1 protein-coding gene is annotated in these 702 nt (G+C 35.5%); it reads right to left on the minus strand.

From position 1 onward, the window contains the following. Positions 1-138: 138 nt before the first annotated feature. Positions 139-666 (minus strand): hypothetical protein, encoded by a 528-nt coding sequence (locus A5893_RS08425; RefSeq protein ID WP_068822133.1) that lies wholly within the window; start codon positions 664-666, stop codon positions 139-141. Positions 667-702 lie beyond the last annotated feature (36 nt).

The raw sequence follows: 702 nt of genomic DNA on the forward strand, positions 1-702 counted from the left end.
ATAACGTTTTGCAAATTTGTGCAGAAATGGCATTGCTTGCAGAACCATTGTCGCACCGCACCAAAGTAAGTAAATAACTGATGAATTAACGTAAACCACCGTCAGCCATTTTTGAGCAAATTTGCTGTTATGCGGAGTTTATTTGAATATGTTTTTCAGTCTTTGCAAAAATGTGTTTTTTGTCTGCATGTTTGTTGGCTTTGGATTTATAGGTTCTTGATGAATTTCATTTTTGCTATCTTGTTTGTCAAGTTCTGCAAGGTATTGTGGAGTTTCTTCAAGAAGTAATTCTCTTGTGTATTTCATTTGGTCGTCCATATAGTAAACCAAAGCTCCACTTTGGTCTATCAAGGCGATTGAAATAAGTCCAATACAAGCACCTGCCACAAAGTCTGCACCCCAAACAAATGAAATTGCTGTGTCTTGGTTTGTTATATCTGGTTTAATCCAATCTGCTTCGTTGTCCATTATAGCATCGTCGGCAATTTCAATATAAGTTTCAAAATATGTTTGATGTCCGTTAATACTACATTCAAGTCCGTCTTGGTCTATTTGTTTCTCAAGTCCACTTAAAATTTTGAAGTCATATCCGAGTTTTTGGATAATGTCTTGAATTTGTCCGTTTGTAGGTTGGTCTGCTTTTCTTAAAAAAGCTATTTGTGTCATTGACATAGTTCGTCTGTTTTTAAATTACGCATAACG

Origin of the sequence: Pedobacter psychrophilus, assembly GCF_001652725.1 — a bacterium.
GTDB classification, from domain to species: Bacteria; Bacteroidota; Bacteroidia; order Sphingobacteriales; family Sphingobacteriaceae; genus Pseudopedobacter; species Pseudopedobacter psychrophilus.

Excerpts from the sequence above, each read along its gene's own strand:
- A5893_RS08425 (WP_068822133.1), bottom strand. The coding sequence starts at position 666 with ATGACACAAATAGCTTTTTTAAGAAAAGCAGACCAACCTACAAACGGA.